This is a genomic window from Selenomonas sp. WCT3 (assembly GCA_900100835.1).
Taxonomy (GTDB): Bacteria; Bacillota; Negativicutes; order Selenomonadales; family Selenomonadaceae; genus Selenomonas_A; species Selenomonas_A ruminantium_E.
Genome location: FNCM01000017.1, coordinates 24466 through 50943 on the forward strand (window position 1 = coordinate 24466; position 26478 = coordinate 50943).

A 26478-nucleotide genomic window follows, 5' to 3' on the forward strand; every position below is an offset into this window, starting at 1 on the left:
ATGTAAACCGTCTTTCACCAGACGAATATAGCGTAGCATAAGCCGGCAGGCTTGTTGCATCAATACTTACAACAAGATACCGTAAAAAATGCGAAACCATCATACTACTTAGAAAGAAGGTTTTCCCTTGCTCCCCATTCTCGACAAATCCCGGCAAAAAGAATACGCTCTGCTCAGTCTTTTAGATTCCGCCGACCGTTACTTTTCCTGCCAAGAACTCGCCCAAAGTCTAAAGCTTTCCGAACGAACCATCCATAAATATCTTCAAGACCTTACCACTCACCTAGCGGAACACTGCGGCCAGGATTTTCACATTGAACGCAGTACCGCTCTCGGTATACGGCTGCACCGCGTTCCCTGGCTTAATATCCATACCGTCTACACGAAATTTGCGCAAAAGTCCATGAGCTACTCTTTTTTTCACACGATGTTCTTAGAAACATCCGATACCACCACGGCTTTCTGTTTATCCCATTACCTAAGCCAAGCTTCCCTATACCGCACCCTCACCCCCATGCGTAATGCCGTTGCGGCCTTCTCGTTGACTCTCGACATCGCAAATATGCGGCTGTCTGGGAACGAAATGCAGATACGCTACTTCTTTAACAATTTCTATCTGCAAATATATCGCGGCTATGATTGGCCCTTTCCTGCTATCTCACGTCAACGTGTCATGAATGCCATCGAGGACATTTTAAATGCCCTTGATTTTCCCATGTCAATCAGCGACCGCAAACATTTTTCCTATTGGCTGGCCATTATCGCTCACCGCTTGACGCTGAGACATTCGCTTTCTTCCACACTACCTGCCGAATTAGGTATGGAAAATGAAGCCTACCAGGCCTGCCTTCCTGCCATCCAACGTTTCTTCCAACGTTTCCGTCTCCCCCTCCTTACTGCAGAGTGTCAATTTATCTTTTATCTGCTCCATGCTTTTCCCTTTGGCGTCAATATCCAACAGCGGCTTTTTGCCGCTGCTCGCGATGCCCGCGGCTTCGACTGTTTGCCCCTTACCGCCACCGACCATTTCATGGCTGTTTTTGCTCGCTACTTTCCCAACTGGATTGGCCTAGGAGCTCCCAGCTTCCGGCAAAAATTACACCGTCTCCACTTTCATGGCGCTTTGCTCAGCGGCAGTTCCGATCTCCCGGAACGCTATCCATTTCTAAAATCTTACCAAAGCACCTATCCTAATTTCGCCCACCATATCCAGAAGCTTTATGAGGCCCTTGAACCCCATCCCTGTGGCCGTTGTTTTGCCGACGCCCGTTATCTGCTCCCCCACTACATCCTACTATGCAGCCAATACTTCAACCTAACCGCTGCGGAATCGGTCATAACGTTAGCCCTATTAACAGACTATGGCCCCATCTACGAAGAAAAAATAAAGCAGGAAATCCTTTCCCGCTTTCAAGATGAATTTCACCTTCAATTTGTTACGACTAACGTTGCCTATGACCTGCTAATTACCAATCTCCCAGCCCCTATTCACTCCCCAGGGCATCTTACCCTGTCCATCCATACGGCCTTTAATGCCCGCGAATGGGACATGCTGCGGCAATTGCTAACGCATATTCGCACACAAAAACCGTTGCATCCGTAAACACCAATACCAATATTCTATACAGCAAAAGGCCCGTTGACTTACCGTCAACGGGCCTTTTGCTGTATCGCCTTGGACTGTTTGTTTCGTCCTTGTCCTTTATTCTTTTTTCGGCTGCTCGGCGGGAGCAGACGGCACAGCGCTTGCAGCTGCTGCCGACTGCTGAGCCTGGCGCGCTGCCTGCTGGCTCATCTGGGCCTTGGCCTGCTTAAGGACATTCAAGGCCTGCTGGAGTCCCTGCTCTGCCTGCTGAACCCCCTGGAAGGTTCCCGTCACATGGGAAATCAGCTGATCAAACACCTGATTGGCGTAGGCATCGGCATCACTTTGAAGCTGCATAGCATTTTTCTGGGTGCGCTCCATGATTTCCTTTTCCTGCTGCTGAGTCTGCTGCAAAATCGTCTTTGCCTTTTCCTTCGCCTGCAGGACAATTTCGCTTTCGTCTGTCACCCGATTGGCATACTCTTTTGCTTCCTTCTTAATCTGTTCCGCTTCTTTTTCCGCATTGCGAATAATCTCATCCCGATTCTTCATGATTTCATCGGCACGATTGAGTTCCTTCGGAAGGTCGTTGCGGAGCTCATCTACGTAATGAATCAGTTCATTATCGTTAATCAGCGTCTTTTCTGTAAAAGGAAAATGCGAAGCTCCTACTACCATATTTTCTAATTTATCTAAGGTATCGCGTACTGACATATTCCGCTTACTTCCTTTCTCTATCATCTAAATTCATCATCGCCTGTTCCACGCATTCCGGCACCAATCCATGAATGTCCCCATGGAATCGGAACAACTCCCGGACTCCCGAAGAACTCACAAAGGAGTAATCCGGACGCGTCAAAAGAAAAACCGTATCAATGCCAGGCTCAATATGGCGAATCATGTACGCCTCATTTTCCTCATATTCCAAATCTTTGACGGAACGAATGCCACGTACAATAACCCGCGCATCGTGCTCCTTCATAAAATCAGTAATAAGGCCTTCAAAGGACATGACCTGGACATTTGACAAATGACGGACCGACTGGCGCAGCAGTTCCACCCGCTGCTCAATCGGAAAAAATCCCTGTTTCTGCACATTGTGGAATACACAGATAATCAGCTCATCAAACATCGTGCTTGCCCGCTCGAATACATCGATGTGCCCATTGGTCACGGGGTCAAAGCTTCCCGAACACACAGCCCGTCTCATGCTTCCACCTCCTCAACATACTCGCGCCACTGATAAAAACTCAACTGCGTCGTATGTCCATAGCGGCGATTCATGACCTGTACCAGGGAGCTAAGCTCGGGAATCTCGTTTTCATCAGCACCGTGCTCGATGACTAAAATTCCATTGCGAGCCATAATTCCCTCTGACCGGTCAATTGTCAACAGGGCCTTTTCCCAAAGTCCGATGTGATAGGGCGGGTCACAAAAGATTAAGTCAAATTCTTCCCGGTTTCCAGCAAAGCGCCCCAGTTCAGCAAATACATCGCCGCCCCGTACAACCGCTTTCTCCTGCATACGCACCAGCCGGACATTCTCCTTCATGATATCCGCCGTAGCTTGGTCAACCATCACGCAGGCCTTAGCACCACGCGATAAAGCCTCCAGCCCCAAATTACCAGTTCCCGCAAAGATGTCAAGCACCTTTCGGTCCATGACTTTTTGTCCCAGGATATTGAAAAGCGATTCCTTTACTCGATCAGCAGTAGGCCTTGTATTCCAGCCTTTTGGCGTTTTCAGCCGACAGCCCCGGGCTGATCCCGTGATGATTCTCATAGGTTCCACTCCATCCTGTACTTATGGTTTCTGCGTCGTTCGTCCTTGACAAAGACAAACTTACAGCAAACAAATACATTTTACCATATTTTCTCCGAATAGTGAACTATCCCTATGGTATAATATTCAAAGAATTAACTACGAATTGACATAGGAGTATATCGTGAAACGAACCGATAAATATTTGACCTTGCTGGGACTGTTTTTCTTTCTGCTTGGCCTATGGCATCTATGCCGCTTTTCGCCAGCAGCCACCAATGTTGCGCCCCAGCGCCAGGAAACTGCAAAAATCCTGTTGGTTCCCCTTGACGGCCGCCCACCCTGCCGCCAATTTGTTATCGATGCTGGCCACATTGCCGGATTAGCAGTAACTCCTCCACCTAACGAATTGCAAGACTATTATTCCCAGCCTGGTGATACGGAAGGCATGAAGCAGTGGCTCTCTGCCAACATCGAAACCAGTCAGGCAGTCATCCTGTCTATTGACCAGCTTCTTTACGGAGGCCTGCTCACCGCCCGGGAAAAAGAAAAGACACCAGCAGAGCGCCAACAGCTCATTGCTTTTCTGCGGCAGCTTCATGAAAAACATCCTGCTGTTCCCATCTATGCCTTCAGCATCCTTCCTCGGCAAACACCCCAGGATACCATTGACGGGTACTGGGAACGGCGCCACCTGCTTGCCTATTCACGCTTAAAGGGGCGCCAGGCAGAAGGCCTTCCCGTTTCTACCGAAGAATTACAAAAACTAGAAGCAGCTATTCCCGCTGAAAGCCTTGCCCGTTATTTATCCCATTTTGAAGAAAACCGCCTTCTCAACGAAGAACTCATCCAACTTACCAAAGAAGGCGTTTTTACTCAGCTTGTTCTCGGGCAGGACGATGGTGAACCCTACACCATTCCCAACATCGAAAAAAAACAGCTGCAACAGTATATCCACCAGCAGAACCTGCCGCCAGACAAAGTTTTTTTGACCCACGGCGCCGATGAAATCGCCCTCTCCCTGCTTTCCCTCATCCAAAATCGCCGCGCCGGCTTTAAACCTCGCGTTCTTGTGAAGTATGCCGCCCCGTATATGGCCCAGCGCATCATGCCCTACATGGCGGTTTCCATCGACGAAACCGTCAAAGAAAAAATTGCCCTATTAGGCGGCGAAGAAACCACCACCGCTGAAGATGCTGACTTTACCCTCTATATCTCAGCTTGTGACAAAGATACCGGGGATGTTGCCGCCCGGAAAACTGCCGTAAAGCAGCTAAAGGCCAATCAGCAAGAGGATGCCCCCACAGCTCTGGTGGACCTCAGTAAACATTTTGAGGCCAGCGAGACCGTACTTCCCCTGCTTATCGAAGCCGATTATCCCGTGAATAACCTCATCGCCTATGCAGGCTGGAATACCACCAGCAATGCTATTGGCACTGCCCTGGCCCAAGCCAGCATCTACGAAGCCTGCCGGCAGCAAACCGAAGACCGACAAGAAATGATTGGCCTTACCGCAGCCAACCTCACCTTTCTCCAGGGACGCATCTTAGAAGATTATTTTTATCTCAAAGATGACATCGAATTGGTCAATCAAAACTTGAAAAAAGCCGGCTATATCAACACGGCTGACCTCGACCTTGAACATAATTACCGTTGGGCCAACCGCATGCTTCAAAATTCCATGCAGCAGCACATCGCCAGCTATAAACAGACAAAATCCGCCCGCACGCCGGTAAAATTCACGTCCCCTGCTGGCGATTTTACCCTGATGATGCAGGACCTGACCGCAGAGCTCAGCTATCCATGGCCCCGGACCTTTGAAATCTGGCTCCATGCCACGCCGTCTTTTGCCATGCCCAGTGAAAAATAATATTTATTTTGGTATTGACAATACTCTGTTCATCCGATATAATTTATAAATGTTGACGGCATTAATTGTCGGATGCTCACAGGGGTATCGCCAAGTTGGTAAGGCACGGGTCTCTGAATCCCGCATGCGTTGGTTCGAGTCCAGCTACCCCTGCCATATGAAATTTAACCGCTATCTGCTGATAGCGGTTTTTTTGTATCTCCAAACAACAAAAAGGCGAGGATAATTCTTGCAAAAATCCTCGCCACTTTTTATTTCACGGAATGGATTGGCGGCAGCTCTACTATCTTCTCTGCTCTCTCTCCAGAAATCTGAGCAACTTTTTCAATGGGTGGCAGTTCCACTACCTTTCCCGACGACAACACAGTCACGGCCCGCGCCTCACCGGGCACTGGCTGAATCGGCGGCAGTGACACAGTCTTCCCTGCTGGTGGCTTTGCAGTTGCAGCCACGGGCTCAGGCTCTGGCAAAGCCACCACATTTTGGCCTGTCACACCACTAGAACTATGGGCAGCTCCCTTGCCATTAAGTGGATAGATGCGCAAATCCGTATCGCTGTCATCGATAGGCCGCTGTCCCTTTGCCCCTGCAGAATAGCTTCCACTTCCCCAGGATGCCTCGGAACCACTGCCCGAATAGCTAGAAAGCCCACTGCCATTAACAGCAGCATCGTTTCCGGCCAAGCCATTCGTTCCCAGAGCAGTACCCGCTCCCCCTGGGCTGGCCAGGCCATTGCTGCCAGGATTTTCATTCACATTCGCGCTACCGCCGCCAGCAAAATTGCCATTGGCGTCCTGAATTCCCGTCGATCCAGTGGCGGAATTTACCTCCCTTCCCTGCATCCGACTATGCTTTTTATTCATGGCATCCACATCGGCAGCAGTAATGATAATGGGGATAGCCTTTTCCTGAGTCACTTCTGTCGGCGGTTGTTCCACCGCTATTTTTTTTGCTTCTTGATTTACTGCTTCCCAACGAAAGGCCGCCTGATTTCCCTGTGGCTGCTGCGCAGCCACATCACTGGTATCAACACCTGCGTAGCAAGTGGAAGATAGCATCGTCATGACTGCCATCATTAGCGCCGCCTTCGTCCTTTTTGTGTAATTCATCCGGTTAGCCCCCAATATATCTTAATGCTGCGTAACTTCCTTTTATCTAATATTTAATTCGTCAAGTTCCGGAAAAATCCTCCTTACCAGACAAAAAGAGACTGCGATATTTCACAGTCTCTTTTGGGTTAGCCCTTATTTTTCCTGGAAGGTCATAGCACCATTTTGAAACTTGACAATCTCACTTTCCCGAAGTTCCGGATTGTCAATCAGCTGCAGGGAGTAGCAGCCGCCCTTATTGCCACGGAAGAACAGGATTGCCATCTGGGTATCCGCCTTGGCCGTCACATCCGGCTTGCCGTCCCCGTCCGTATCTAGTTCTACTTCCTTAGCCGTCAGTGCATAGATGGCTTTGTTATTCTTGTTAAGATTCACCACCATGGCTCCTTCATAGGGATTGCTCTGCATGATACCGTCCAGATATTTTTTTGCCTCGGCCTCATTCATCTTATTGAAATCCGGCGTCTTTTTCTTGTCAAAGGCATCGGTCAACACCAACCAGGCATTTTTGATATTATAACCATCGTTATCAAAAATTAAGACCTCACCTTTTTTGCCTTCCATCAAAAGATTGGCAGGAATTACATGGGGCTTTTGGGGGCAGACTATGGTATATCCATAGTCCTTGCTCGTATAAAGATATCCTTCGACGGCTGCCGCAGATGTTGCTGCTGCCGCATTATCCTTCTTAGCTTCTGCCGGCTGTACTCCGCCTATTAGTATCAGCGTTACAACCAGACAGCCAATCGTCATCATGGCTTTTTTCCAATTCATGAATCATGCCCTCTTTCCCCTAGGAATCTCAGCGCTTGCGTGCTGGTTCAACGTTTATTTTGTACCCCTTAACCGTATTGCGGTGCATGACGTTCATGACCCGCTCGGCTACATCTTCCGGTACCTCCACGAAGGTAAACCGATCGTAGATATTGATAACCCCAATGGTATCCCCGGGAATATCCGCCTCACCGGCAATAGCCCGTACGATATCCGACGGACGAATCTTCTGGCTACGGCCAATGTTCAGGAACAGGCGCACCATGCCCGGAGCCCCACCGGTATCGCCAAAGCCTTCTTTATCCTTCGGACTTTCCTCCTTGAATCCTTCCAGCGAAAGTTTCAAGGCAGCAGCGGCAATATCCACCATATCAAAGCCTTCATCTGCCACATCCGAAATAATCGTGTGATAATCATCGTAATGATTCTGCTGCAGCGTCTTGATGAGCCGTTCCTGTACCAAGTCCTTCTGGCGTTCGAGAATATCCGAGGCCGACGGAAGTTCGCGGCGCTGAATCTTGGTATGAGCCAGCTTCATTATCAAACGGAGCTGACGATACTCCTTCGGTTCGATAAAAGTTATCGCTACACCGGTACGGCCCGCACGGCCCGTGCGTCCAATGCGATGGACATAGGACTCGTGATCCTGCGGAATGTCGTAGTTAATGACATGGGTGATGTCATCGATATCAATACCGCGGGCTGCTACATCCGTAGCAATCAGCACATCGATGCGTCCCTCGCGGAACTTCTTCATCACCCGGTCCCGCTGAATCTGGGACAAGTCACCATGAAGTCCCCCTGCCGAATAACCGCGGGCATCGAGGGAAGCTGCCAAATCATCCACCGCGCGCTTCGTGCGGCAGAAGATGATGAGTTTTCCGGTCTCTTCCACATCCAGCACCCGGCAAAGCCCATCGAATTTCTGACGGGTCTCATAATACACCTGATCAATCAGCGGAACCGTCAAATTCTCGCGGGTAATCGTCACCTGCTGAGGATTCTCCATATAACGGCGTGAGAGCTTTTCAATCGGGCCGGGCATCGTAGCCGAAAACAGCAGAGTCTGCCGCTCTTCGGGTAAATTCCGAATGATGGTTTCGATATCCTCGATAAAGCCCATATCCAGCATTTCATCGGCCTCGTCCAAGACCAGGGTCTGGACATCTTCCAAACGAATCGTCTCGCGATGCAGGTGATCCAGCAATCGTCCCGGAGTTCCCACGATGATGTGAACCCCCCGCTTCAAGGCCCGTATCTGACGGTCAATGGATTGACCACCGTAAATGGGCAGCGTGCGAACGCGTTTGTATTTGCCGATTTTATTCAGTTCCTCGGCCGTCTGAATCGCCAATTCCCGGGTCGGCGTCAGGACCAATGCCTGAATGCGATGATTTTTCTCCATCACCTTTTCCACCGTAGGAATGCCAAAGGCTGCCGTCTTGCCAGTTCCTGTCTGAGCCTGGCCAATGACGTCATGTCCTTCCAAAGCCAAGGGAATCGTCTGGGCCTGAATTGGCGAGGGCTCTTCAAAGCCCATGGCCTCTACTGCCTGTAGAATTTTGCGGCTAAGATTTATCTCACCAAATTGTTTCAATTCTTGTTTCAAAAAGATCCTCCTGATAAATACTCTATGATCATTTGCAGAGCCATCTCTGCACTTTGCTGTTTGATTGCCATGCGATTGCCATGAAAATGATTTTCGCAAACCTTAGTTCCCCGGCTGCCAGCAACAGCGATGAAAACTACCCCCACCGGCCGCTCTTTCGTGCCGCCTCCGGGGCCTGCCAGCCCAGTTATGCCAACCCCCAGGTCCGTCCCAATCAGCTGGCGAATCCCTTCGGCCATTTCGCCGGCAGTCTCCGCCGATACCTCCGTATGGGCGGCAATCGTTGTGGGATTGACACCAACCAGTCGCTCTTTTACCGGATTGGTATACGATACCACCGAGCCCATGACATAGGCGGAACTGCCTGGAACATCCGTCAGCCTGCTGGTCAGTAAACCACCAGTACAAGACTCCGCGCAGGCGATGGTCTGATGCTTGGCCATCAGCAGCTGGCCTGCGGTCTCCTCCAGCTTTTTCATGGTCATGCCTCCCCTTATTCCGGCAGCTTTTCGCCTACCACGTCATAGGTGAAGCCCTGCAGGACTTTTACCCGAATGATGTCACCGGGCTTGCTGTCCTGGTCATTTTCCACATATACCTGACCGTCGACTTCCGGCGCCTCGCGATAGGAACGGCCGACGCAGATATTGGGCTGCTCTTCGTCGCGGCCTTCCACCAGTACTTCCAGCTCTTTTCCCTCGAAGGATTGATTGACCTCTTCGGAAATCTTGCTCTGCAAACTCATGAGGTCATGATAGCGCTCCTGCATGACTTCTTCTGGAACCTGATTCGGCATGTCATAGGCGGGCGTATCTTCTTCACGGGAATAGGTAAAGACTCCTACCTTGTCCAAACGCTGCTCCTCTAAGAACTTGCGCAAGGTCTGGAACTGCTCCTCCGTCTCACCGGGGAAGCCGACGATAAAGGTCGAGCGAATGGTGACGCCGGGAATCTTTTTGCGGAGTTTATCCAACAATGCCACCATTTCCTCCTGGGTATCCGGCCGATGCATGGACCGCAGCAAGTCGTTATCGGCATGCTGCAGCGGCAAATCCACATATTTGCAGATTTTCGGCTCAGACGCATACACATCGATGAGCTCATCCGTAAAGAATTTCGGATAAAGATAGAGGGTACGAACCCATTTGAGCTTTGGTACCTTGACCACATTGCGCAAGAGCTCAGCCAAGGATGGTTTTCCATAAAGGTCCTTACCATACATCGTGCTGTCCTGAGCAATCAGCACAACTTCCCGCACACCTTTTTCGGTGAGCTTCTCAATCTCCTTGCAGATGTCTTCAATCCGGCGGCTGCGGTAATGACCGCGAATCTGCGGAATCGCACAAAAGGCACAGCGATTGTCACAGCCTTCCGCGATTTTGACATAAGCGGTGTAGTCAGGCGTGGTGGTAATTCGCGGCGTGTTTTCATCGTAAATGGTATCGTCCTCATCCGCGATGACCACCCGATGACCTTTAAGAGTTTCCTCCACCGCCTCCATGATACGGCCCCAGGCACCTGTTCCCAGGATGGCATCGGCTTCCGGCAATTCATCCAGAAGTTCCTGCTTATACCGCTGCCCCAGACAGCCGGCAACAATCAGGCTGCGGCAACGTCCCGTCTCTTTATAATCCGCCATGTTGAGGACCGTCGTAATGGATTCCTCCTTGGCCGACTGGATAAAGGCACACGTATTAACAATAAGAATATCCGCCTCAGCGGGGTCAGACGTCAGCTCAATTCCATGAGCTTTGAGTTCTCCTAACATTACTTCTGTATCGACCAGATTCTTGGAACAGCCAAGACTAATAAAACCTGCTTTCACTTTTTTGCCTCCTAAATTCTATTTCCCAAAACAAGACACAGAGGATACTGCCCGTAGCTACAGGCCGCATCCTCTGTTTTAGCCAATCATTTGAAGCGAATCTCCTTCACCCAGCGGTCCAGGAAATCATGTTTTTGTTCGGTACTGAACAATCCCGGCTGGTTAAAGAGAATCATATTCTTGCCCGCAAAGGACTTATAGGCAAGCGTTCCCGGATTTGTTGGCACAAAATAGAAGCCCTGCTCCTGCAGTGCCAGCTGAGCCTCATCCGTAAGCAGCCAATCCGAAAACTCCTTGGCTGCGGCGGCATCTTTCTCACTAGCTTTAAAGGCCATAGCCGTGCCAGTCACCATAGCCGCCGTTCCATCAGCAGGATACACTACCTGCAGCGGATAACCGTCCTGCATATAACGGATGGTTTCACTTTCCACAGCAATGGAAATGTCGACCTCCCCCATCCCAGCTTGACGGACTGGATTGGATAAATAGCGCGCATACTGCACCACTTTAGGATGAATCTGCCGCCAAATATCATAGGTAGCTGTATCGCCAAACTGGGCAATCATGCTGATGAGCAGATTTGCCGAGGCGTCAGCAGCCAAAAAGTCCGTCACACCGATGCGAACCTGTTTTTTCTGAGCCAATTCCATCCAGGTGTCCGGAATTTGGGTCTGGGTTTTCAAATAATCCTTATTGACGCAAAAGACGATGGGGTCATACCATACCCCCACCCAGTAGCCATTCTCTTCCCGGAAATCCGCGGCCACTTGATCCCCTGCCTGGGACAAATACGGAACAAGCTCCCCTGCTGCCGCGGCCTTCATAAGGGTTTCCCGGTCAGCTAACACCATGGCACAGGGGCCATTATCCCCTGCGGACTGATTTTTTAAACGGCTTAGGAGCTGATCCGAGGACAACGGCACAAAATTAACCCTTACCCCATGCTGTTTTTCATAAGCAGCGGTAAGGATTGATACATGTTCAGCCGGTAATGTCGTATAAACGGTAAACTCCTGCATCGGACGCCGTTCCGTATCATGTCCGGCACCTGCCAGATATGCGGAACCTGTCACCACAATCAAAAGCAACAAAAAGGACGTCAACAGGAGCGATGTATATCGTCTCATGAAAGGATACCTCACCTAAAAAGACAAAACTAATTAGTATCATTCTATCATAAGAAAAGAACCACCGCAACATAGCGGTGGTCCCGATTCCTTCTTGACTTGTCAAAAATCAGCCATTCGACTGCTCATTCTTGATTGGCGTGCCAAAAATCAAGTTGTCGAGCAAGCCAATGAGCTGGTTGATTTCCGGTTTAGCAATTTGGCCAGATGCCCCAAGCTGCTCACCTTTAAGGCGCATCTCATCACTAATCAGCGACGAGAACAGCACCAAAGGAACCTTGCCCAGGCGCTCATCTTCACGAACCAGCTTCAGCAGACGATGACCATCCATCTTCGGCATCTCAACATCCGATACGATAACACCGACATGCTCGTTGATATTGCCATCGCGCTGGGAAAGTTCCTGCAGATAGTTCCACGCATCCTGGCCATTGCCAAAATCGCGGATAAAACGATAGCCAGACTCATGAAGCGTCGTAACCAGCAGGTCGCGAAGCATCGGCGAATCTTCTGCCACCACCACATGGACATCCGAACGCTTCGATTTGACATCCTCCGTAGCCTCTTCATAGGTAGTGAGCTTCGCATTGATTTCCGGATTGATTTCCGCAATGATGGTCTCAAAATCCAACAGAAGAACAATGCGGTCTTTCATCTTGACGAGACCAACTACCCGAGACTGGTCGCCAACTTCCGGCGCCGGTTCCATGTCCTTCCAGGAAATGCGGTGAATGCGCGATACGTTTTCCACCAAGAAACCAATGTTGTAGTTGTTGATTTCCGTTACGATGATATTCTTTGGCTCGGCATTCGACTGCACATTGAGGCAGCGCGGCAAATTGACCAAAGGAATAGCCTTTCCACGCAAGGTGAACAAACCATCAACATAGGGATGTGCCTGTGGCATTGTCGTCACCGGTGCACTCGTGATAACTTCTCTTACTTTTGCAACGTTGATACCATAATTTACCTGACCAATGCTGAATTCTACAATTTCAAATTCATTGGTACCTGTCTCAAGAAGAATTCCTTTTTTATCTCCACTCGTCTCTGCTGCCATTAAATTCGCCCCCATACTCGGATTCGTAATATCCCATTATAATTTCATCTCTTGATGTCATAATTCGCGCTAGAAAGTTAAAATCCTTCTATTCGTGTGAAAAAAGTCCACCGAATCAATCATTTTTCTTTCAAGTACGTCCAGCCATCTTCTTCCACCACACGACCTTCACGCATAAGATGTCCTAAAGCCCGCTTGAACGCTGCCTTGGAAATCTGGAACTTATCCCGAATAACTTCCGGCGATGTTTCATCGCTGTATGGCATCTTGCCGTTGCGGCTCGCCAGCAGTTCCAATATGCGCTTGGAATCGGTAATCAAAGCTTTTTCTTTTACCTCACGCAGGGATGCATTCAAGCGTCCATCCTGCCGCACATAGGTCACACGGGCGGTAACAATCTCCCCCACCCGTGGGCGGTTCTTAATTTCCTTGTTGTCAATAAAGACGATATAGCGTTCGTTGCTGAACATAAAGGCACCGCTGTCCGTATAGTTATAAATAGCTCCGGTTACCTTATCCCCCACGTGAACGCCAACCGCCGGCTGGGACGCCCGGCGCATTTCATCTTCGACCTCCATGGTCACCGCCAATCGTCCCGATTTATCCGTATAGAGCTTTGCCCATACGACTTCCCCAATCTGCGGACGGCCGCGCATGCCAGCATAGGGCATAAAGATACCGCGCTCTGCCCCTACATCTAAGAAAGCACCATCACGGCTGGTATTGATTACCTTTAACCTGGCAATCTGCCCCTCTTTCATGCGGGGGACCCGCATACTGGCAGTCAAACGGCGTTTCGGGTCAAGATACAGGAACACGGTAACCATATCCCCAACCTTAACCGGTGCCGTTTGCTGGGTCTTGTGCAGTAAAATGTCATCCGACGTATTGCCTGTTTCTGCATCCAGGAAGGCGCCCATCTCACCGAGACGAGCCACTTTTAGCGTAACCACCGTACTAGGCCCGTATTTCCGTTTTTTTCTCTCTTCCATAGCATCCTCAATCAGTCTTCGTAAGGAGTCAGTTCCGCATCGCCCCAAAGGTGTTCCAAGGCATAGTACTCACGAGCTTCCTGCATGAACACATGGACGACAACATCGCCGTAATCCATGAGGACCCATTCGCCTTCCCGATACCCTTCCTTATGGTCAAAGGAAATGCCTGCCTTATCCATCTCCTCTTCCACGTTGTCGGCAATTGCCCGAACCTGGGTTGCCGTATTCGCCGAACAAATCACAAAATAATCGGTGGACGAGGTCAAGCCCTGCATGTCCATTACCACAATGTCCCGTGCCTTTTTGTCACTGGCTGCCTCACAGATGACCTTCGTCATTTCCTTAATCGTCAAAGTAATTCCTCCTCTTATTCCTTGTCTTTCGCTTGCTCTAATGTTTCAGCAGGGAATAATTCCTGCATTCTTTTCTGTATTGCCGCTTCGTCTGGCACCCAAATGGTGTCATCGCCTTCCGCCACCGCGCCTGGCAGCATAATGCTGGCAGGGGGTTCACTGCTCATGCTCCGCAGCACGTTGGCCAAATGGGCCGAATCAAAAATCTCAGCACTCGTTTCCATCTGCTGCTTAAAAATCTCAGCCACCGCCGGCAGTTTCGGTATGGTCTCAAATTGCAACAGCTTCTGATACATTGCCTTGACAAATTTTTGCTGCCGCTGTACCCGTCCGACATCTCCCAGTTCTTCACTGCGATAGCGCAGATACTTCCCTGCCTGTTCACCATCTAAATGCTGATACCCTTGTCGGATGTGAATCGACAGCTCGGCTTCAGGGTCCTCATAGTCCATATTCCCTTCCACATAGAGGTCAATCCCCCCCAAAGCATCCACCAGCTTGGCAAAGGTTTCCATATCCAAGGCAATATACTGGTGAACCGATATCCCCAGCAAATTACTGACCTGGCGCACCATCATGGAAGGCCCCCCCAGGGCATAAACACTTTTGAGTTTCATCTGACCACCATGGTCTGGCAGTTCAATCCACGTATCCCGGGGAATATTGATAAACCGCACCTTGCCGGTATCATTTTCCAGACTTATCAGGAGAATGGTATCGGCCCGCTTCTCCTGTCCGCCCGTCTCATCGGCACCATCATCCAGTCCCATGACCAGTATATTCGTATATCCGTCAAATCGGGGATCTATCTCACCGCGACGTTCCTGCTGACGCTCCGTGTAACCGGCATACATGGCCTGATATTCCTGATAAATCCGGCTGCCCCAGGAAACCACCGTATAGCCGACATACAATACACCTGCCATAATGGCACCAAGAAACACCAGCAGGAAAAACAAACGCAACAAAGCCTTGCGCCGTCGTCTGGCCTGTATTTTTCGCTTACGCAGGATATTTTCCCGCGTACTAGTATACTGTTCCTTTCCCATAGGCTTTCCTTCTTTGCTTATTATCCAGTCCTTACCGGATTTTCTTTAGCAGCAATTCGTTTCGCGCCAACACAGTATCCGGATGAATCAGATGGCCCTTGGCCACCACAAACTGAATAGATTGGCTGAATCCTGCCAGCATTATATCATCCAGGGAGGCTTCTTTTGCTAACTGCCGCAAATTCTCCACTCCCGGATAATCACGTCCTGGCTCAATCATATCGGCAAACCAAATGATTTTATCCAAAGCGGTCATCTGGGGACCGCCCACTGTATGACGCCAGATTGCCTGCTCCACTTCCGCATCCTCAACCTGATAAATTTCCCGGACGCGCTTAGCTCCGATATAGGCATGAAGCAGCAGCGGCATCGCCTGTTCCACCGTGCCAATAGCAATCCCACGCTTTTGGGCCTCCGCAATCATATCCTCATTGCGAAACTCTCTGGCACAATCATGTAGTAGACCAGCCACCCGAGCCTTCTGTTCCTCCACACCAAATCGCCCGGCCAAAAACACAGCGGTTTCTGACACGCCCACCGAATGGGCAAAGCGACTGGCTTTAAGGCGTCTTGCCAGCTCCTCTTTCATGGCTTCATAGCTCATGCCAAAACTCATTGATATAAACCTTCTTTTCTTATATACGCTTCCACTGCTGCTGGCACCACATATTTGATACTTTTGCCGCAGCGCACCCGCTGGCGGATATCCGTAGAAGAAATCTCCAGTTCCGGCACCGCTAAGAAATGAATCTTTTCTTCTGCCAGCCGGCCAAAACGCTTGACTAAATCTTCTTTATCCACCGGGGCCCCCGGTCTTGTCGTGCCAACGAAATGACAGCTGTCCAGCAGTTCTTCAATATGATACCAGGTGTGCAATTCATTGATGGTATCTGACCCGGTGATAAAATACAATTCTGCATCGGCTCCATACTTTTCCTGCACTTCCCGCACCGTCAGCAACGAATAGGACGGTCCTGTCCGCTCTAACTCCTGCTTCGAAACATGAAAGCAGGAATTGGAATAGGTGGCCAGCTGAGTCATCATCAAGCGATGATAAGCAGGAGCCACCTTCCGCCCCTGTTTATGTGGCGGGTTTGCCGCCGGAATAAACAGGACCAAATCCAGGGCAAAAGCCTCCCGAACCTGTTCGGCAATCGCCAAATGTGCCATATGGATAGGATCGAAGGTTCCGCCCATGATGCCGATTCGGCGAATCGGCTGCAACGTATCCTCCATGACATCAAAACCCCCATTTCCATCCCATGAGGATTGCCAAGACAACCCCAATGGTCACTGCAATCAGAAGGATTGCCCTTCCGTAATCTTTCACATCATGGCTTCCCTTCGGGGTAGCTAGATATTGCGCTATCGTTCGAATATAACCGCGGATGGGATTCATTCGCGAACCTGCCCCTCACCATAGATGAGGTACTTCATGCTGGTAAGCTCTTCCAGTCCCATTGGTCCTCTGGCGTGAAGTTTCTGGGTGCTGATGCCAATTTCAGCACCAAACCCGAATTCAAAGCCATCGGTAAACCGCGTGGAAGCATTGACATAGACCGCCGAAGCGTCCACTTCCCGCTGGAATCGATGGGCATGGGTAAGATTCTCGGTCACGATTGCTTCCGAATGTCCGGTATTATACCGATTGATATGGGAGATGGCCTCATCAATATCCTTTACGACTTTGACGGATAAAATCAGGTCACCGTATTCCGTCGACCAGTCTTCCTCCGTAGCTGGCAGGAAAGCCTCACAAACTGCCTGACAGCGTGGGCAGCCACGTAACTCTACTTTCTTTGCCTGCATCGCCTTGGAAAGCTTCGGCAAGAATTCGTCGGCCACAGCCTCATGAACAAGCAGAGTCTCCATGGCATTGCAAACCGACGGATGCGATGTCTTGGCATTGACCGCAATGCGGATAGCCATTTCCTGGTCAGCGGAATCATCCACAAAGGTATGACAAACGCCAGTGCCGGTCTGGATGACCGGAACGGAGCTGTTCTTCACGATATGCTCAATCAACCCAGCGCCACCGCGGGGAATGATGACATCGAGAAAACCGGACAAATGGGTCATAACATCTACGGCTGCCCGGTCCGTAATTTCAACGAATTGCAGCGCCCCTTCCGGAATCCCATTTTCATAAGCGGCCTTCGCTAACAGCGAACTGATTGCCGTATTGGAGCGGATTGCCTCCGAACCACCGCGCAAAATGACCGCATTGCCGGATTTCAGGCAAAGGCCAGCTGCATCCGCGGTAACATTTGGCCGTGCCTCGTAAATAATGCCGATTACGCCCAGAGGAACGCGCACACGGCGAATCTCCAAACCATTGGGACGGATGGTCGAATAGTTACCCTGACAAACCGGGTCAGGCAGCGCAGCCGTCTGACGGAGCCCTTCTGCCATCTGACGAATCCGCGTCTCATTTAGCATCAGCCGGTCAAGATAAGAACGTTTTAAACCTTTCTGACGGGCATCTTCCAAGTCTTGCTCGTTCGCCGCTAAAATCATGGCACTGCGTTTTTCCAAAACATCCGCCATGGCCAATAGCGCCTTGTTTTTCACACTGGTGGACAATACCCCCAGTTTCCGGCTGGCTTTACGGGCTTCTTCTGCCTTTGTTCTCATCACTGCTTCGATATCCATCCAAATTCCTCCTCTGGTTCAGACCATCAAAACCATATTGTCCCGATGAATGACTTCTTCAGGAATATCGCCATCTACCAAGGTGGCAAATTCTTCCGTTTTATGCCCCAACAACTTCTGCAGAAGCTCTGACTTATAATTCACGATGCCGCGGGCAATTTCCTGCCGCTCCGTGTTAAGCACACGTACGGTATTGCCTTCGCGAAAATCGCCTTCACATTCCAGGACTCCAGCAGCCAAAAGACTTGACCCCTTTTCGCGCATTGCTGCTGCACAGCCATCATCCACCACAATTTCACCGGCCAATCGCTTGCCAAAGGCCAACCAGCTTTTGCGGACCCGCAAGTGGGATTCCCGGGCGGGAAATACCGTCCCGATTTGTTCCCCGGCCAAAATGCCGCGAATCGCACCCTCTCTTGCCCCTGAGGCAATGACCATGGTGACGCCAGCACTCATGGCAATCTGCGCCGCCTGAATTTTGGTCATCATGCCGCCAGTTCCTAGTTTCGAACCTGCACCACCAGCAATTCGCTCTACCTCCGGCGTGATTTCCGGAATCTCACAGATGAGCTCTGCCTCTGGATGAGTCGAAGGATTGGCCGTATAAAGGCCTTCAATATCCGAAAGGATAATCAGCGCATCGGCATCAATGAGCGTTGCCACCATAGCCGAAAGATTGTCATTATCGCCAATCTTTATCTCATCGACAGCCACGGCATCATTCTCGTTGATTACCGGGATTGCCCCCATGGCCAGCAAGGCCAGCAGGGAATTACGGGAGTGAATATACTGATGATGGCGGACAGAATTCTCTTTCGTCAAAAGAACCTGTCCCATCGTCTGCCCGTATTCCGCAAACAGCTTCTCGTAGATATGCATAAGCACACCTTGGCCAATTGCTGCAATCGCCTGTTTTTCCGGAATTGAATCCGGCTTTTGGGAAAGTCCCAATTTCCCCAAACCAGCGGCAATGGCCCCCGAAGAAACCAACACCATTTCCTTACCCTGATTGCGAAGATCCGCTAATTCCCGGATCAAATGGTCAATGCGGTAAAGATCCAGTTTGCCAGTCTCATGTGCCAGCGTGCTGGTCCCCACCTTGACAACGATGCGCTTTGCTTCGCGCAGACGCTCTCTTGCGTTCATAGGCTCGCCCCCGTTTTACGGCAGTTCGATTTTCGGATTCTCGAAGTTTTTCTTGTACAAAAGACCATTTCGGCCAATAATCTGGATGAGGTTGACATCCGCACGCTCAGCCAGCATGGTGATGGCATCCTCTGGTTCTTCCAGGCAGTTCTGCAAAACCCGTACTTTAATCAGTTCGCGTTTTTTGATTGCCTCACGGGCAGCTTGTACTACCGACGGCGTAACGCCCTCCTTCCCCATCATGACCACTGGTTCCAGTTTATGACCCATCGAACGCAGAAAGCTCTTCTGCTTACCGGTCAGTGAATTTCTAAGCAATATATATCCTCCTATAAATCTCTTACTCGCGGAATTCAAATTCCATCGCACCAATGTGGACCGTATCGCCCTCTTTGATGCCCTTAGCCTTTAACTTGCTGTCAATGCCCTTAATACGCCAGATATACTGGAAACGACGTACCGCCTCATCGTTGAGGAAGTTCGTCATAGCCACCAGCTTCTCCAAGGATTTGCCCGATACCACAAAATCGCCGCTGATATCGCGGGAAATCGTAACTTTTTCCGGGTCTTCGGCATTTTCGTCATAGACTTTGACATCATCTTCGGCCTCTGGCTCTTCCACATAATTGTCCAGCCATTCACCAACATAGCTGATGAGTTCGCTAACCCCCTGACGGGTTGCGGCGGAAATCTCAAAGAATTTCAAGCCCTCTTCCTCTGCCAACTTCTTGAGCCGAGGAATATTTTCGGCAGCTTCGGGAATATCCATCTTATTAGCCACCAAAATCTGCGTGCGGCGCGCAATCTTTTCACTGTATTTTTTCAGTTCCGCATTGATTTTATAATAATCCTCTACCGGGTCGCGCCCCTCAAGACCGGAGGCATCCACAATGTGCAGAATCAACTTCGTGCGTTCCACGTGACGCAAAAAATCGTGACCAAGGCCAACGCCATCGGCCGCACCCTCGATAAGCCCCGGAATATCTGCCATGACAAAGCTTTTCTCATAGTCGGTCTTTACTACGCCTAAAACCGGCGTAATCGTCGTAAAGTGATACTCGGCAATCTCCGGTCTAGCTGCAGAACAGCTGGCCACCAAACTGGATTTACCCACACTAGGGTAGCCCACCAATCCCACATCGGCCAAAAGCTTCAGTTCCAAAATCAGATTACGGGCCTCACCGGGTTCACCAAATTCAGCAAAAGTCGGCGCACGGTTGGCCGAGTTGGCAAATTTCGCATTGCCCCGGCCGCCCCGGCCTCCCTTGCAAATAACCGCCTCCTGACCGATTTCCGTCAGGTCAGCCAAGACTTCTCCCGTCTCCTCATCTTTTACGATTGTTCCCGCTGGAACTTTTACATAGCATGCCGGAGCATTGGCACCGTACTGGTTTTTAATATCGCCATTCTCACCATTTTTGCCGTTGAATTTGCGATGGAAACGAAAATCCAGCAGCGTATTCATATTCGGGTCCACGACAAAAATCACGTCGCCGCCGCGGCCGCCATCGCCACCAGAAGGACCTCCATTGGGCACGAATTTCTCACGACGGAAAGCGGACTTTCCATGTCCGCCATCACCAGCCTTGCAAATGACCTTCGTGCGATCGATAAATTGCATGATTTGCCTCCTTTTCCTTACACTTTCCTGCCTTGTGATGAATAAAAGTAAAAGCCGGCATTGTGTTCAATACCGGCTCTTACCTTTATGCACCACAACGCAACCTAACGCCGTTACTATATGTTCAATATAACAATACCTGCGCAGACCAAAAGAATGCGCAGGTACCTATATATCTTGGCTTACATAGCCTGTTCTTCAGCCGTGTAGACGCTAACCTGACGGTTGTAGCGGCCTTTGCGCTCAAAAGCTACCTTGCCGGCAACCTTTGCGAACAACGTATCATCCTTACCGATACCAACATTGTGGCCCGGATGGAAATGCGTACCGCGCTGACGGACGAGGATGCTGCCAGCCGTTACGACCGTGCCGGCATGCTCCTTAACGCCCAGGCGCTTGGACTCGCTGTCGCGGCCATTACGCGTGGAGCTAACACCCTTTTTATGAGCGAATAACTGCAAATCAAAAACGAACATCATATTCACCTCCGTTATTTCAGGATACGAACAGCCTCCGGACTGAGCTTCTGAATCTCCATCAGTCCTAGAAGCATCGACTGCAAAATTGCTTCCGTGAGATCATCTGGGTTCTCCTTGAGCTCCACCAAGAGCTTTCCACTCGCAACATCATAAGCGACTTCGCGATGCAGGTACTCCATTAAGCCCAAAAGTGCGGTCTGCGTAAGGGAGGACACCCCTGCGCAGACGATATCCTGGCCATGCTCTGCCGTGCCACTATGACCCGTAACAGAAAAACCAGTTATCATCCCATCTGATTTGGTAAAAACACGAATCTCAATCATGCATTAAGCTTCGATTTTCTCGATAACAACCTTCGTGAACGGCTGACGATGACCCTGACGTTTGCGATAGTTGGATTTAGCCTTGTATTTGAAAACAAGGATCTTCTTATCTTTGCCCTGAGCCTCGACTTTACCCGTTACTTTGGCACCTGCGACAACCGGCTTGCCGACCTTGACATCACCATCGTTGACAACCGTCAGGACTTCGTCAAAGACAACAGCCTCGCCTTCAGCTGCAGCCAGCTTCTCGACCGTGATAACATCACCCTCGGAAACCTTGTACTGCTTGCCACCAGTTTTGATAATAGCGTACATAAAAACACCTCCCTATAGATTACTCGCCAGCTGCGGTACAGCTGAACTCGCCAGCTGATTTAGGAACCCCGCTGTGCGGTTGGGGATGGGCATAAAGCCCAATAGACGCACGAACTGCATCTACAGTAGAAAAGTTTATCATAGCCCCTAGATGATGTCAAGCAAAAACTCTCCCTTTCCCTCTCGCCTTTTCCCATAAAAAAAAAACAGGCAAATCTTACGACTGCCTGTTTGTAAAACCGTTCTTATAACTTAAACTTACCGATTGCCGATTGCATATCCGTTGCCATATTTGCTAAAGCCTGGGAAGCCGCAGCAATTTCTTCATTGGACGCTGACTGTTCCTCGGCAGCCGCCGAAATTACCTGGGTATGCTCCGAAGTCTTGCGGCTGATGGTATCAATGGAATCCACTGCTGCTACAATGCTATTGGCTCCTGTAGATACCTTCTCCACCGAATCATTGATTTCGCCCATCTGGGCCTTGATACCATTGACCATGGAGAGAATTCCTTCAAATTGTTCCCCAACCTCACGAATAGCATCCGTACCAATCTTTACTTCATCCGTACCAGACTGCATGGCATTGACTGCTTCAAGCGTATCCTTCTGAATGGAAGCAATACGCTCCTTAATCTGTTCTGCCGATTCCTGAGACTCGGCTGCCAGTTTGCGCACTTCCTCTGCAACTACTGCAAATCCCCGTCCATGCTCACCAGCCCGGGCTGCCTCAATGGCCGCATTGAGGGACAAGAGATTGGTTTGCTCGGCAATGGACGAAATCGCCTCGACAATCTGTCCAATCTGATTGCTGTTTTCGCCCAGCTTCTGTACCACTTCCGCCGATGCGATAACACTGCGCTCGATATTGCCCATGCGATTTACCGCGTTTTCCATCAACTGGGAACCCTTTTGGGCTGCCTCTGCCGTACGATTGGAGGTCTCCGTAACGGCATGTGCCTTGTCCGCCATCACCGATACATCGGTATAAACCGTATCCACATCTTTTTTAGCTCCATCGATATCACTAAGCTGCTGGTCCATGCTAGAGGATACATCCGCTACTGTTTCGGCGACATGTACCGAAGCCTCTGCCGACTGCTGAGCATTAGCCGTCAGCTCTTCCGAAGAAGCCGCTACTTGCTCACTGGTTGCTGCCATCTTGGCGATAAGTTTGCGTAGATTTTCACTCATAGTGTTGAAAGCAACGGTCAAAGCTCCAATCTCATCCGAAGATTCCACCGGCAGTTTTTTCATGGACAAATTGCCATCGGCGAGTTGCGACGCGTGGGATTCCAGTCGGGAAACCGGTGTTACGATACGCGTTGCAAAGGTACGGCAAATGCCCAGCGCCAGAAGAAGCCCCAACACCGTAAGCAAGGCAAAAATCATTTTCAAATGCTTCAGCGGTGCAAAGACAAAGGATGCTGGCACCGAAATTCCCATAATCCAGCCCGTTGACGGTACGGTCTGATAAGCAAATACTTTATCTTCGCCGTTAATCGTCGTCTCAAAATAGCCTTCACCCTTATTTAACATTTCATCAAAATGATTGCCAAGACCATCAATATCCTTAAAGCTCTTCATGGGCTCACCTGCACCGGAGGTCGCCAGGATATTTCCGCTCTTCTCCATGACGATACCAGCGCCTTCGCCATGATACTTCATCTTATTTACCTGGTCGGTAATTGTATCCAACGTGATATCCACACAAGTTGCACCGATGAATTTGCCATCTGCTTTAACCGGTGCTGCTACCGAAACAACCAATTTCCCCGTGCTGGCAGCCACATAAGCTTCCGTGAAAAGTGCCGCGTCCTGGGCCTTTGCTTCCTTATACCAAGGGCGCTGACGCGGATCACGCTTGCCAGTCTTATCACCAGTATAGAAACCAACCCACCAGCCATCTTCGGTTCCACCTGTCATCTCAAGGATTTCCTTATCGGTAATCGTCGTTCCTAAGGTCTCCTTGCGATGCATGATTTCATAATTACCATTCAAGCTGGTCATGTAGTTTGTCGTAGCCACGCCAAAAGCCTTCTTTTCCCGAAGCCACCCATCAAGCTCCATCGCTTCACGGGAAACGGTAGCTCTAAGCTCACTATCCACGCTCTGCTGCAATTCCCTGCTGGCCATCCAGTAACCAACAATTGCCACCAATGCCATCAGAAATCCCATAATCCCCGACAACAACATAAACTTTTGCTTCAACCCCATATAATATTTCCCCCTTTATTGATGTCCGAATCTGAATGCATTTTGCTAATTATATAATTCTCCATATTTATTTAAAATCCTAGCAAGTCGACGGTGGAATCAAAAAAAACTCCGTCAGGACGAGAAGTCCCAACGGAGTTATAACGATTACGACCGCATAAACAAATTGATGAGGAACGCGATGCTGACCAGCCACATAATTGGGCTGACTTCACGCCACTTCCCTCCCAAGGTCTTGATAAAGGCGAAGCTGATAAAACCAAAAGCAAAACCATTCGCGATGGAAGATGTCATAGGCATCATGATGATTGTCAAAAATGCCGGCAAACCATCTGTGAAATCCTGGAAATTAATCTTGCCGACTTCGCTCATCATCAGCGCCCCTACCAAAATAAGCGGAGGAGCTGTAGCAAAGCCCGGCACCAACCCAATCAGCGGTGCAAAGAGCAACGAAACCAGAAAGAGAACCGCTACCGTAACCGCCGTAAGACCTGTCTTACCACCAGCAGCAATACCAGCAGCACTTTCAATATAAGAAGTAACTGTCGAAGTACCAAAGATTGAACTGCAAATGGTGCCCACGGCATCCGTGGTCAAAGCACGGTCGATGTTTTCAATCTCACCATTCGGTTTCACCATCTTAGCCTTTGACGTAAGACCAATCAGGGTTCCCATGTTGTCGAACAGCTCAACAACGGTAAAAGTGAAAATAATCGAAACGATTCCGTAATTCCATGCTCCGACAATGTCTAACTTGCCAAAGGTCTCTCCCATATGGGGCAGTGAAGAGCTGACGACATCCGAAAAAGAATGAGGAACTGGCGAATAGCCCATTGCCATAGAAAGCAGCGTTGTCAATACGATGCCAATCAAAATGGAACCTTGAACATTGCGGGCCATAAGAGCACCCGTACATACAAGACCAAACAGGGAAAGGGCCGTCGTCGGATTCGTCACATGTCCCAGCGTAATAAATGTTGCCGGGTCACTTACGATAAGTCCGGTTCCCTTCAAGCCGATAAAAGCAATGAACAAACCGATACCAACACCAATGGCTACGCGCAGATTCTGCGGAACTGCATTAATGATTGCCTGGCGAATATGGCTGACCGTCAAAATCAAAAACAAAACACCAGAAAAGAAAACAGCTCCTAATGCCACAGTCCAATGCAAATGCAAAACACCACAAACATAATACGCAAAAAATGCATTCAACCCCATACCTGGTGCTAAGGCTACCGGATAATTAGCAAAAACTCCCATAACCATCGTCGAAAGTGCAGCAATCCAAATCGTCGAAGCGATTGCTGCCTCTTTCGGAATCCCTGCATCAGCTAAAATGTTCGGGTTAACGAACATGATATATGACAGAGCGATAAATGTCGTAAAACCAGCCAGGATTTCGTTTTTGACCGTTGACTGCTTCTCCCGGATTTTAAAGAACCGTTCCAGGAAGGTCGGCTGACCCATTTGTGCTTGCATAAAAATAAAAGCCTCCTCTTTCTGGGCTTCCATAAATGCTCAGCCCCAAAAAGAAAAGACTCCAATGATTAATAATCCCATGTATAATCATCTGCAATTTCCCTTGTAGACTGTGACAGTTTACGGCTGCCTGTAGAAACGCCCGCACCGTATCAGCGGGCTTATACAAGTAATATGACAGTTACAAGAATAACAAAGAAAGAGACCTATGTCAATTTGAAAAATAACCGATAATTTTCTAATAATTACTATAATATTAAGTTGCGTTATTGGCACACAAAAAAGCTCTGAAAAAATCAGAGCTTACATTTGCAAGTGGCGGAGTGGAGAGGATTCGAACCTCCGCACCGGTTACCCAGCCTAACGATTTAGCAAACCGTCCTCTTCAGCCTCTTGAGTACCACTCCATATATATGGCAGGGGCAGTAAGAATCGAACTCACAACCTACGGTTTTGGAGACCGTTGCTCTACCAATTGAGCTATACCCCTAATAGTTAAAAATGGGGCGACTTATGGGGATCGAACCCATGCATGCTGGAGCCACAATCCAGTGTGTTAACCGCTTCACCAAAGCCGCCATTAAAACCGGCAACTACCTATCCTCCCAGTCCGTCTCCAGACAAGTACTTTCGGCGTATATGTGCTTAACTACTGTGTTCGGTATGGGAACAGGTGGAACCACATAGCTATCGTCACCGGATATTCAATTGAATGAACTATGTCCACTCAAAACTATACAGAAGAAATTCGAACATTTTAGATGATAAGTTAAGCCCTCGACTTATTAGTATTGGTCCGCTACATGCCTTACGGCACTTCCACTCCCAACCTATCTACCTTGTCTTCTTCAAGGAGTCTTACTAGATTAACTCTATGAGATACTTCATCTCGAGACAGGCTTCACGCTTAGATGCTTTCAGCGTTTATCCCTTCCGGACGCAGCTACCCAGCTATGCTTCTGGCGAAACAACTGGTACACCGGCGGTCCGTCCACTCCGGTCCTCTCGTACTAGGAGCAGCCTCTCTCATGTATCTTACGCCCGCGATGGATATGGACCGAACTGTCTCACGACGTTCTGAACCCAGCTCACGTACCACTTTAATGGGCGAACAGCCCAACCCTTGG

The 26478-nt window shown here is 49.7% G+C and carries 26 protein-coding genes, 4 tRNA genes, 2 rRNA genes and 1 riboswitch; of the genes, 3 read left to right on the forward strand and 29 right to left on the reverse strand.

Annotated elements, in window-relative coordinates; translation table 11 throughout:
* The first annotated feature begins 127 nt into the window (after nucleotides 1-127).
* Nucleotides 128-1603 carry a helix-turn-helix domain containing protein gene (locus tag BLQ36_RS11865; protein WP_074515790.1) on the forward strand — a complete coding sequence of 492 codons (1476 nt, stop codon included), beginning with the start codon at nucleotides 128-130 and terminating at the stop codon, nucleotides 1601-1603.
* A 99-nt stretch (nucleotides 1604-1702) separates the two neighbouring features.
* On the opposite strand, the gene BLQ36_RS11870 is transcribed toward BLQ36_RS11865, so the two are convergent.
* From BLQ36_RS11870 to rsmD, 3 genes are read right to left on the reverse strand one after another with little or no spacing between them, the layout of a single operon-like run.
* Complete coding sequence (locus tag BLQ36_RS11870) at nucleotides 1703-2299, reverse strand: ATPase (RefSeq protein ID WP_074515791.1); 597 nt, start codon at nucleotides 2297-2299, stop codon at nucleotides 1703-1705.
* Between the two features lie 7 nt (nucleotides 2300-2306).
* Nucleotides 2307-2795, reverse strand: a complete 489-nt coding sequence (gene coaD, locus BLQ36_RS11875) for a pantetheine-phosphate adenylyltransferase (RefSeq protein ID WP_074515792.1) — start codon at nucleotides 2793-2795, stop codon at nucleotides 2307-2309.
* Nucleotides 2792-3367 carry a 16S rRNA (guanine(966)-N(2))-methyltransferase RsmD gene (rsmD, locus tag BLQ36_RS11880; protein WP_074515793.1) on the reverse strand — a complete coding sequence of 192 codons (576 nt, stop codon included), beginning with the start codon at nucleotides 3365-3367 and terminating at the stop codon, nucleotides 2792-2794. The genes coaD and rsmD overlap by 4 nt, the downstream gene beginning before the upstream one ends.
* Nucleotides 3368-3530: 163 nt before the next feature.
* Between rsmD and BLQ36_RS11885 the strand changes: the two genes are divergently transcribed.
* The gene (locus BLQ36_RS11885; RefSeq protein WP_074515794.1) at nucleotides 3531-5216 is read left to right on the forward strand and encodes a DUF4127 family protein; all 1686 of its coding nucleotides are present in this window, start codon (nucleotides 3531-3533) and stop codon (nucleotides 5214-5216) included.
* Between the two features lie 80 nt (nucleotides 5217-5296).
* Nucleotides 5297-5372 (forward strand) — tRNA-Gln (locus BLQ36_RS11890).
* Nucleotides 5373-5467: 95 nt separating this feature from the next.
* On the opposite strand, the gene BLQ36_RS11895 is transcribed toward BLQ36_RS11890, so the two are convergent.
* The 26 genes from BLQ36_RS11895 to BLQ36_RS12020 form a co-directional block, all read right to left on the reverse strand.
* On the reverse strand, nucleotides 5468-6325 hold the full coding sequence (locus tag BLQ36_RS11895; RefSeq protein ID WP_143558762.1) for a hypothetical protein: 858 nt from the start codon (nucleotides 6323-6325) through the stop codon (nucleotides 5468-5470).
* A gap of 135 nt (nucleotides 6326-6460) precedes the next feature.
* Complete coding sequence (locus tag BLQ36_RS11900; RefSeq protein WP_074515796.1) at nucleotides 6461-7099, reverse strand: hypothetical protein; 639 nt, start codon at nucleotides 7097-7099, stop codon at nucleotides 6461-6463.
* A 28-nt stretch (nucleotides 7100-7127) separates the two neighbouring features.
* Nucleotides 7128-8708: a DEAD/DEAH box helicase gene (locus BLQ36_RS11905; protein WP_074515797.1), complete on the reverse strand. Its 1581-nt coding sequence runs from the start codon at nucleotides 8706-8708 to the stop codon at nucleotides 7128-7130.
* Nucleotides 8705-9193 carry a nicotinamide-nucleotide amidohydrolase family protein gene (locus BLQ36_RS11910; RefSeq protein ID WP_074515798.1) on the reverse strand — a complete coding sequence of 163 codons (489 nt, stop codon included), beginning with the start codon at nucleotides 9191-9193 and terminating at the stop codon, nucleotides 8705-8707. Before BLQ36_RS11910 ends, BLQ36_RS11905 begins: the two co-directional genes overlap by 4 nt.
* An 8-nt stretch (nucleotides 9194-9201) precedes the next feature.
* Complete coding sequence (gene rimO / locus BLQ36_RS11915) at nucleotides 9202-10533, reverse strand: 30S ribosomal protein S12 methylthiotransferase RimO (RefSeq protein ID WP_074515799.1); 1332 nt, start codon at nucleotides 10531-10533, stop codon at nucleotides 9202-9204.
* 86 nt (nucleotides 10534-10619) lie between these two features.
* Nucleotides 10620-11660 carry an ABC transporter substrate-binding protein gene (locus BLQ36_RS11920; RefSeq protein ID WP_074515800.1) on the reverse strand — a complete coding sequence of 347 codons (1041 nt, stop codon included), beginning with the start codon at nucleotides 11658-11660 and terminating at the stop codon, nucleotides 10620-10622.
* Between the two features lie 109 nt (nucleotides 11661-11769).
* On the reverse strand, nucleotides 11770-12720 hold the full coding sequence (locus BLQ36_RS11925; protein WP_074515801.1) for a chemotaxis protein: 951 nt from the start codon (nucleotides 12718-12720) through the stop codon (nucleotides 11770-11772).
* 119 nt (nucleotides 12721-12839) lie between these two features.
* Nucleotides 12840-13712, reverse strand: coding sequence for a S1 RNA-binding domain-containing protein (locus BLQ36_RS11930; protein ID WP_074515802.1), 873 nt, complete (start codon nucleotides 13710-13712; stop codon nucleotides 12840-12842).
* 11 nt (nucleotides 13713-13723) lie between these two features.
* The gene (rsfS, locus tag BLQ36_RS11935) at nucleotides 13724-14053 is read right to left on the reverse strand and encodes a ribosome silencing factor (RefSeq protein WP_143558764.1); all 330 of its coding nucleotides are present in this window, start codon (nucleotides 14051-14053) and stop codon (nucleotides 13724-13726) included.
* Between the two features lie 29 nt (nucleotides 14054-14082).
* On the reverse strand, nucleotides 14083-15117 hold the full coding sequence (locus BLQ36_RS11940; protein ID WP_074515803.1) for an LCP family protein: 1035 nt from the start codon (nucleotides 15115-15117) through the stop codon (nucleotides 14083-14085).
* A 31-nt stretch (nucleotides 15118-15148) separates the two neighbouring features.
* Nucleotides 15149-15733 (reverse strand): bis(5'-nucleosyl)-tetraphosphatase (symmetrical) YqeK, encoded by a 585-nt coding sequence (gene yqeK / locus BLQ36_RS11945; protein ID WP_318260986.1) that lies wholly within the window; start codon nucleotides 15731-15733, stop codon nucleotides 15149-15151.
* The gene (gene nadD / locus BLQ36_RS11950; protein WP_074515804.1) at nucleotides 15730-16353 is read right to left on the reverse strand and encodes a nicotinate-nucleotide adenylyltransferase; all 624 of its coding nucleotides are present in this window, start codon (nucleotides 16351-16353) and stop codon (nucleotides 15730-15732) included. Before nadD ends, yqeK begins: the two co-directional genes overlap by 4 nt.
* Before the next feature lie 159 nt (nucleotides 16354-16512).
* Complete coding sequence (locus BLQ36_RS11955) at nucleotides 16513-17769, reverse strand: glutamate-5-semialdehyde dehydrogenase (protein ID WP_074515805.1); 1257 nt, start codon at nucleotides 17767-17769, stop codon at nucleotides 16513-16515.
* An 18-nt stretch (nucleotides 17770-17787) separates the two neighbouring features.
* The gene (gene proB / locus BLQ36_RS11960) at nucleotides 17788-18915 is read right to left on the reverse strand and encodes a glutamate 5-kinase (RefSeq protein WP_074515806.1); all 1128 of its coding nucleotides are present in this window, start codon (nucleotides 18913-18915) and stop codon (nucleotides 17788-17790) included.
* A gap of 15 nt (nucleotides 18916-18930) precedes the next feature.
* Nucleotides 18931-19233 (reverse strand): ribosome assembly RNA-binding protein YhbY, encoded by a 303-nt coding sequence (gene yhbY / locus BLQ36_RS11965; protein WP_074515807.1) that lies wholly within the window; start codon nucleotides 19231-19233, stop codon nucleotides 18931-18933.
* 22 nt (nucleotides 19234-19255) lie between these two features.
* The gene (gene obgE / locus BLQ36_RS11970; protein WP_074515808.1) at nucleotides 19256-20536 is read right to left on the reverse strand and encodes a GTPase ObgE; all 1281 of its coding nucleotides are present in this window, start codon (nucleotides 20534-20536) and stop codon (nucleotides 19256-19258) included.
* Between the two features lie 182 nt (nucleotides 20537-20718).
* Nucleotides 20719-21012: a 50S ribosomal protein L27 gene (gene rpmA, locus BLQ36_RS11975; RefSeq protein ID WP_033170343.1), complete on the reverse strand. Its 294-nt coding sequence runs from the start codon at nucleotides 21010-21012 to the stop codon at nucleotides 20719-20721.
* Between the two features lie 14 nt (nucleotides 21013-21026).
* Nucleotides 21027-21338 carry a ribosomal-processing cysteine protease Prp gene (locus BLQ36_RS11980; RefSeq protein ID WP_074515809.1) on the reverse strand — a complete coding sequence of 104 codons (312 nt, stop codon included), beginning with the start codon at nucleotides 21336-21338 and terminating at the stop codon, nucleotides 21027-21029.
* A 3-nt stretch (nucleotides 21339-21341) separates the two neighbouring features.
* Nucleotides 21342-21653, reverse strand: a complete 312-nt coding sequence (gene rplU, locus BLQ36_RS11985) for a 50S ribosomal protein L21 (protein ID WP_074515810.1) — start codon at nucleotides 21651-21653, stop codon at nucleotides 21342-21344.
* 245 nt (nucleotides 21654-21898) lie between these two features.
* Complete coding sequence (locus tag BLQ36_RS11990) at nucleotides 21899-23869, reverse strand: methyl-accepting chemotaxis protein (protein WP_074515811.1); 1971 nt, start codon at nucleotides 23867-23869, stop codon at nucleotides 21899-21901.
* Between the two features lie 147 nt (nucleotides 23870-24016).
* Nucleotides 24017-25351 carry an NCS2 family permease gene (locus BLQ36_RS11995; protein WP_074515814.1) on the reverse strand — a complete coding sequence of 445 codons (1335 nt, stop codon included), beginning with the start codon at nucleotides 25349-25351 and terminating at the stop codon, nucleotides 24017-24019.
* Between the two features lie 86 nt (nucleotides 25352-25437).
* Nucleotides 25438-25540, reverse strand: a riboswitch (purine riboswitch).
* A gap of 127 nt (nucleotides 25541-25667) precedes the next feature.
* Nucleotides 25668-25758, reverse strand: a tRNA-Ser gene (locus tag BLQ36_RS12000).
* A 7-nt stretch (nucleotides 25759-25765) separates the two neighbouring features.
* A tRNA-Trp gene (locus tag BLQ36_RS12005) sits at nucleotides 25766-25841 on the reverse strand.
* A 12-nt stretch (nucleotides 25842-25853) separates the two neighbouring features.
* A tRNA-His gene (locus tag BLQ36_RS12010) sits at nucleotides 25854-25929 on the reverse strand.
* A 6-nt stretch (nucleotides 25930-25935) separates the two neighbouring features.
* A 5S ribosomal RNA gene (rrf, locus tag BLQ36_RS12015) occupies nucleotides 25936-26052 on the reverse strand.
* A 64-nt stretch (nucleotides 26053-26116) separates the two neighbouring features.
* A 23S ribosomal RNA gene (locus tag BLQ36_RS12020) occupies nucleotides 26117-26478 on the reverse strand; the annotation flags it as partial.

Coding starts and splice junctions, on each gene's coding strand:
- BLQ36_RS11870 (WP_074515791.1), bottom strand. CDS start 2,299: ATGTCAGTACGCGATACCTTAGATAAATTAGAAAATATGGTAGTAGGA.
- coaD (WP_074515792.1), bottom strand. CDS start 2,795: ATGAGACGGGCTGTGTGTTCGGGAAGCTTTGACCCCGTGACCAATGGG.
- rsmD (WP_074515793.1), bottom strand. CDS start 3,367: ATGAGAATCATCACGGGATCAGCCCGGGGCTGTCGGCTGAAAACGCCA.
- BLQ36_RS11895 (WP_143558762.1), bottom strand. CDS start 6,325: ATGAATTACACAAAAAGGACGAAGGCGGCGCTAATGATGGCAGTCATG.
- BLQ36_RS11900 (WP_074515796.1), bottom strand. CDS start 7,099: ATGAATTGGAAAAAAGCCATGATGACGATTGGCTGTCTGGTTGTAACG.
- BLQ36_RS11910 (WP_074515798.1), bottom strand. CDS start 9,193: ATGACCATGAAAAAGCTGGAGGAGACCGCAGGCCAGCTGCTGATGGCC.
- BLQ36_RS11920 (WP_074515800.1), bottom strand. CDS start 11,660: ATGAGACGATATACATCGCTCCTGTTGACGTCCTTTTTGTTGCTTTTG.
- BLQ36_RS11925 (WP_074515801.1), bottom strand. CDS start 12,720: ATGGCAGCAGAGACGAGTGGAGATAAAAAAGGAATTCTTCTTGAGACA.
- BLQ36_RS11930 (WP_074515802.1), bottom strand. CDS start 13,712: ATGGAAGAGAGAAAAAAACGGAAATACGGGCCTAGTACGGTGGTTACG.
- rsfS (WP_143558764.1), bottom strand. CDS start 14,053: ATGACGAAGGTCATCTGTGAGGCAGCCAGTGACAAAAAGGCACGGGAC.
- BLQ36_RS11940 (WP_074515803.1), bottom strand. CDS start 15,117: ATGGGAAAGGAACAGTATACTAGTACGCGGGAAAATATCCTGCGTAAG.
- yqeK (WP_318260986.1), bottom strand. CDS start 15,733: ATGAGTTTTGGCATGAGCTATGAAGCCATGAAAGAGGAGCTGGCAAGA.
- nadD (WP_074515804.1), bottom strand. CDS start 16,353: ATGGAGGATACGTTGCAGCCGATTCGCCGAATCGGCATCATGGGCGGA.
- BLQ36_RS11955 (WP_074515805.1), bottom strand. CDS start 17,769: ATGGATATCGAAGCAGTGATGAGAACAAAGGCAGAAGAAGCCCGTAAA.
- proB (WP_074515806.1), bottom strand. CDS start 18,915: ATGAACGCAAGAGAGCGTCTGCGCGAAGCAAAGCGCATCGTTGTCAAG.
- obgE (WP_074515808.1), bottom strand. CDS start 20,536: ATGCAATTTATCGATCGCACGAAGGTCATTTGCAAGGCTGGTGATGGC.
- rpmA (WP_033170343.1), bottom strand. CDS start 21,012: ATGTTCGTTTTTGATTTGCAGTTATTCGCTCATAAAAAGGGTGTTAGC.
- BLQ36_RS11980 (WP_074515809.1), bottom strand. CDS start 21,338: ATGATTGAGATTCGTGTTTTTACCAAATCAGATGGGATGATAACTGGT.
- rplU (WP_074515810.1), bottom strand. CDS start 21,653: ATGTACGCTATTATCAAAACTGGTGGCAAGCAGTACAAGGTTTCCGAG.
- BLQ36_RS11990 (WP_074515811.1), bottom strand. CDS start 23,869: ATGGGGTTGAAGCAAAAGTTTATGTTGTTGTCGGGGATTATGGGATTT.
- BLQ36_RS11995 (WP_074515814.1), bottom strand. CDS start 25,351: ATGCAAGCACAAATGGGTCAGCCGACCTTCCTGGAACGGTTCTTTAAA.